At 69.8% G+C, this 5275-nt stretch carries 4 protein-coding genes; 3 read left to right on the top strand and 1 reads right to left on the bottom strand.

Going from position 1 to position 5275, the window contains the following annotated elements; translation table 11 throughout:
- Window positions 1–291 precede the first annotated feature (291 nt).
- From CCN35_RS25710 to CCN35_RS25700, 3 genes are all read left to right on the top strand, one after another.
- A complete protein-coding gene (locus CCN35_RS25710; protein WP_067393898.1) occupies window positions 292–1116 on the top strand; it encodes a helix-turn-helix domain-containing protein in 825 nt (274 codons plus the stop codon).
- A 254-nt stretch (window positions 1117–1370) separates the two neighbouring features.
- Window positions 1371–2831, top strand: a complete 1461-nt coding sequence (locus tag CCN35_RS25705) for an aldehyde dehydrogenase family protein (RefSeq protein ID WP_086794509.1) — start codon at window positions 1371–1373, stop codon at window positions 2829–2831.
- A 228-nt stretch (window positions 2832–3059) separates the two neighbouring features.
- Window positions 3060–3701, top strand: coding sequence for a PadR family transcriptional regulator (locus tag CCN35_RS25700; protein ID WP_067393707.1), 642 nt, complete (start codon window positions 3060–3062; stop codon window positions 3699–3701).
- A 58-nt stretch (window positions 3702–3759) separates the two neighbouring features.
- Here the strand turns inward: CCN35_RS25700 and gad are convergent, their stop codons facing one another.
- Window positions 3760–5172 carry a glutamate decarboxylase gene (gene gad / locus CCN35_RS25695; RefSeq protein WP_067393703.1) on the bottom strand — a complete coding sequence of 471 codons (1413 nt, stop codon included), beginning with the start codon at window positions 5170–5172 and terminating at the stop codon, window positions 3760–3762.
- Window positions 5173–5275: the final 103 nt, after the last annotated feature.

Raw genomic sequence — 5275 nt, 5'->3', positions numbered from 1 at the left:
CCTCGTCCGCTCCTCGTCCGCCCCTCGTCTGCTTCCCTCCTTTTCCCGTCCGCCCTCCGTCCTCCCCTTGTTCTCCTCCTGTTCCTCCCTTGTTCTCCTCTTGTCCGGGTCCTGCCCTTTCCCCCCGTCCGTCCTCCGGTGCCGGCTGCCCGGTTCCCGCCCCCGCTCTCCGTTTCCGTAACCGTGCGAGTACAGCTCGAAGTGATTTAGTGGCAGACTGCGGCTCCTGAAGAAGGTGTTGGGAGGCTGGCGAACGTGAGCGCGGGAGAGCCCGGATCGGTGGTGCGGCGCATGCTGCTCGGCTCGCAGCTCAGGCGACTGCGTGAGGCTCGGGGCATCACACGTGAAGCGGCCGGATACTCGATCCGTGCCTCGGAATCGAAGATCAGCCGGATGGAGTTGGGCCGGGTGAGCTTCAAGACCCGAGATGTGGAAGACCTGTTGACCCTGTACGGCATCACGGACGAGGCGGAGCGCGCCTCGTTGCTCTCCCTCGCGAAGGAGGCCAACGTCGCGGGCTGGTGGCACAGTTACTCGGACGTCCTGCCCAGCTGGTTTCCCACCTATGTGGGGTTGGAGGGTGCGGCGTCGCTGATCCGTGTCTATGAGGTGCAGTTCGTGCACGGGCTGCTGCAGACCGAGGAGTACGCCCGTGCGGTCGTCCGCCGCGGCATGCGGGGCGCGAGCGAGGACGATGTGGAGCGGCGGGTGGCACTGCGGCTCGAGCGGCAGAAGTGCCTCGTCTCCGAGAACGCGCCCGATCTGCACATCGTGCTGGACGAGGCCGCCCTGCGCCGCCCCCACGGTGGCCGGGAAGTGATGCGCGGTCAGCTGCAGCACCTGATCGAGATGTCCGAGCGGCCCAATGTGCGGCTGCAGGTCATGCCGTTCAGCTTCGGCGGGCACTCGGGGGAGTCCGGGGCCTTCACGATTCTCAGCTTCCCGGAGGCCGACCTGTCGGACGTGGTCTACCTGGAGCAGCTCACCAGCGCCCTCTACCTGGACAAACCCGAGGACGTCGCCCAGTACGCGAGGGTCCTCCAGGAGCTGCAGAACGACTGCCCCAGCCCGGACGAGAGCCGCGATCTGCTGCGCGGGCTGCTGCAACTGTCGTAGCGGATCCGTCGTGGCGGACCGCCGCGGAAGGCCGTCGCGGGGGCGTGTCACCGCGTCGGGACTCCACCGCCGTGACGGATTTCTCCGGTGTGGAGGACTTCTCCGGCGTGGGTTTTCGGCCGAAAGTCTTTTTCCGCTCCAACTCCTTTCGTGCACAAGTACGATGACGCCACATCAGACCGCAGAAGTGATCGGGAGTTGCTCGGATCCCGACTGCTTCGACCGCCTCGGCAGCAGGGGATTGAGGGATCAGATTGGCGTCCTACTTCACCGACCTGGCCCAGCAGTACATCGACGGTGAGTGGCGCCCGGGCAGCGGTTCCTGGGACATCATCGACCTCAACCCGTACGACGGCGAGAAGCTGGCCTCGATCACCACGGCCACGGTCGACGAGGTGGACCGGGCCTACCGGGCCGCCGCCCGTGCGCAGAAGGACTGGGCCGCGGCCAACCCCTATGCCCGCCGGGCCGTTCTCGAGAAGGCGCTGCGCCTGGTCGAGGAGCGGGAGCAGGAGATCACCGAGGTGATCATCGCCGAGCTCGGCGGCACGCACACGAAGGCCGGTTTCGAGCTGCACCTCGCCAAGGAGTTCCTGCGCGAGTCGGTCCATCTGGCACTGCGGCCCGAGGGAAGGATTCTGCCGTCCCCGGTCGACGGCAAGGAAAACCGCGTCTACCGGGTGCCGGTCGGCGTGGTGGGCGTGATCAGCCCCTTCAACTTCCCGTTCCTGCTGTCCCTGAAGTCCGTCGCCCCGGCCCTCGCCCTCGGCAACGGCGTGGTGCTCAAGCCGCACCAGGACACGCCGATCGCCGGCGGCACCCTGATCGCGAAGATCTTCGAGGACGCGGGGCTGTCGGCCGGTGTGCTCAATGTCGTCGTCACGGACATAGCCGAGATCGGCGACGCCTTCCTGGAGCACCCGGTCCCGAAGGTCATCTCCTTCACCGGTTCCGACAAGGTCGGCCGGCACGTCGCCACCGTCTGCGCCTCCCACTTCAAGCGCACGGTGCTCGAACTCGGCGGCAACAGCGCACTGGTCGTCCTCGACGACGCCGATCCCGACTACGCGGTCGACGCGGCCGTCTTCAGCCGGTACGTCCACCAGGGCCAGGTCTGCATGGCCGCGAACCGCGTCCTGGTCGACCGTTCGATCGCCGAGGAGTTCAGCGAGAAGTTCGCCGCCAAGGTGAGGACGCTGAAGGTCGGCGACCCGAGCGATCCGGGGACCGTCATCGGGCCGGTGATCAACTCCATCCAGGCGAACGCCCTGTCGAGCGTGGTCGAGCAGGCCCTCGCGGAGGGCGCCACCGCCCTGGTGCGCGGCAGCATCCGCGGCAACCTCGTCGAGCCGTCCGTCCTGACCGGCCTGCCCGCCGACTCCTCCCTGCTGCGGCAGGAGGTGTTCGGCCCGGTCGCCTTCATCATCCCGTTCGACGGCGACGAGGAGGCGGTCCGGATCGTCAACGACACCCCGTACGGGCTCAGCGGCGCCGTCCACACGGCGGACATCGAGCGGGGCGTCGCCTTCGCCCAGCGGATCGACACCGGCATGTTCCATGTGAACGACGGCACCGTCCACGACGAGCCGATCGTCCCCTTCGGCGGTGAGAAGCACTCCGGCCTGGGCCGTCTGAACGGCGAGACGACCGTGGACGCCTTCACCACGGTCAAGTGGATCTCGGTGCAGCACGGGCGGAGCAGGTTCCCGTTCTGAGAGCCCCGGGAGTCCGGCGCGGGAAGTCCCGGGAACCCGGCGCGACTTCGTGCTCTGCCCGACGGGTTCGCCACCGGTTCCCGTCGGTCCGCCGTCACTGGTTCGTCGCCGGTTCGCCGTCGTGGGCGGCGGCGACGGCGAGGGCGGCACCGGTCCGTCGCCCGGTGGCGGCGGCGCCGGGCGGACCTGGAGCGGTCCGGCCGGGCCGGCGGCAATACCCTGGAGCGCATGTCAGCGATCCGTCTGCTGGTGCTGGGAGCCGTCCGTCAGCACGGGCGGGCCCACGGCTACCAGGTGCGGAGCGACCTGGAGTACTGGGGCGCGCACGAGTGGTCCAACGCCAAGCCCGGCTCGATCTACCACGCCCTGAAGCAGATGGCCAAGCAGGGGCTGCTGCACGCGCACGAGACCGCCCCCTCCACGGCCGGCGGTCCGCCCCGCACCGAGTACGAGATCACCGACGCGGGCACCGAGGAGTACTTCCGGCTGCTGCGGGAGGCCCTGGTCGCCTACGAGCAGAAGGTGGACTTCCAGTCCGCGGCCATCGGCTTCCTCGTCGACCTGCCGAGAGACGAGGCGATCGCCCTGCTCAAGGAGCGGATCCGGCGGATCGGGCGGTGGCGGGCCGCCGTCGTCGAGCACTACCTCCCCGAGGGCGGCCCCGAACGGCTCGGCCACATCGGCGAGATCATGAACCTCTGGCTCCACCGGGCCGACTCCGACGCCGCCTGGACCCGGGGTCTCGTCGAACGTCTCGAACGCGGCGCCTACACCTTCGCCGGCGAGGGCGAGCCGTTCATCGGCGTCCTGGCCGAGGGCCAGGAGAACCCGTACGCGACGGGGGAGCGGCACCCGGAGGACGACCGCTGACCGCGGCGGACGCGCACGCCGGGGCCCGCGGCCCGCGGCGCGGCCGGCACGGGGCTCCTCAGTGGTGGAAGCCGGTGGCCGCCTTCCTGTCCCGGGTCTGCGGATGCGGCTGGCGGCGCAGGTCCGGCAGCAGCCGGGCGAGGTCCTCGACGAACATCTCCGCAAGATCCGCCGAGAAGCCGTTGCGGCAGACCACGCGCAGGACGGACAGGTCCTCCCGGTTCGGCGGGAAGGTGTACGCGGGCACCAGCCAGCCGTTCTCGCGCAGGCGCCGGGAGACGTCGAACACGTCGTACGACGTGATGTCCGCCGCCGTGGTGAAGGCGAACACCGGCAGCTGGTCGCCGCGGGTCAGCAGCCGGAAGTCGCCGAGCGCCTCGATCCGTTCGGCGAGGCGGCGGGCCACGTCCCGGGTGGACTGCTGCACCAGCCGGTAGCCCTCGCGGCCCAGCCGCAGGAACGTGTAGTACTGCGCCACCACCTGGGCGCCCGGCCGGGAGAAGTTGAGGGCGAAGGTCGGCATGTCGCCGCCCAGGTAGTTGACCCGGAAGACCAGCTCCTCCGGCAGCGCCTCCCGGTCGCGCCACAGCGCCCAGCCGACGCCCGGGTAGACCAGCCCGTACTTGTGCCCCGAGGTGTTGATCGACGCCACCCGCGGCAGCCGGAAGTCCCACACCAGGTCCTCGTCGAGGAAGGGCGCGACCATGCCGCCCGAGGCCCCGTCCACATGCACGGGGACGTCCAGGCCGGTCCGCTCCTGCAGGTCGTCCAGCGCCGCGCACAGCTCGGCGATCGGCTCGTAGGAGCCGTCGAAGGTGGAGCCGAGGATGCCGACGACCCCGATGGTGTTCTCGTCGCACAGCTCGGCGGCGGCCTGCGGGTCGAGGTGGAAACGGTCGCCCTCCATGGGGACCTGACGGGCCTCCACCTCCCAGAAGGTGCAGAACTTCTCCCAGCACACCTGGACGTTGACGCCCATGACGAGGTTCGGCCGCACGTCCCGCGAGGGGTAGCGGTCGGCGTTCCGCTTCGCCCACCGCCGCTTGAGCGCCATCCCCGCGAGCATGCACGCCTCGCTCGACCCGGTCGTCGAACAGCCCACGGCGGCCGACGGATCCGGGGCGTTCCACAGATCGGCGAGCATGGCCACACAGCGCCGCTCCAGTTCGGCGGTGCGCGGGTACTCGTCCTTGTCGATCATGTTCTTGTCGCAGCACTCGCTCATCAGCCGGCCGGCCTGCGGCTCCATCCAGGTGGTGACGAACGTGGCCAGGTTCAGCCGGGAGTTGCCGTCCAGCATCAGCTCGTCGTGCACGAGCTGATACGCCGTCGCGGGCGGCAGGGGAGCGTGGGCGAGCCGGTGCTTGGGCGGGGCCTCGGCCATCTCCACGGCCGGGTCGGCCGCCGCGTAGAAGGGATTGACGGCCAGGGGGCGCTCGTCGGACTCCTGATGTCCTTGGTGAAGCGGCACGGATGTGTCTCCTGGGGGTCGGGCGGGATCTGAAGGGGGGAGGGGAGGGTCAGCGGATCGCCCTCCCGTCCTGCGACAGCTGCATCCGCGGCCGGCCTGGCTG

It is taken from the genome of Streptomyces thermovulgaris, from assembly GCF_002155915.1.
Classification (GTDB): Bacteria; Actinomycetota; Actinomycetes; order Streptomycetales; family Streptomycetaceae; genus Streptomyces; species Streptomyces thermovulgaris.
The sequence above is the reverse complement of the archived record's forward strand: the minus strand, read 5'-3'. Positions and strand labels throughout refer to the sequence as shown.

Bases quoted from the DNA above. Each gene is read 5' to 3' on its own strand.
- CCN35_RS25700 (WP_067393707.1), top strand. From the start codon at position 3,060: ATGTCAGCGATCCGTCTGCTGGTGCTGGGAGCCGTCCGTCAGCACGGG.
- CCN35_RS25710 (WP_067393898.1), top strand. From the start codon at position 292: ATGCTGCTCGGCTCGCAGCTCAGGCGACTGCGTGAGGCTCGGGGCATC.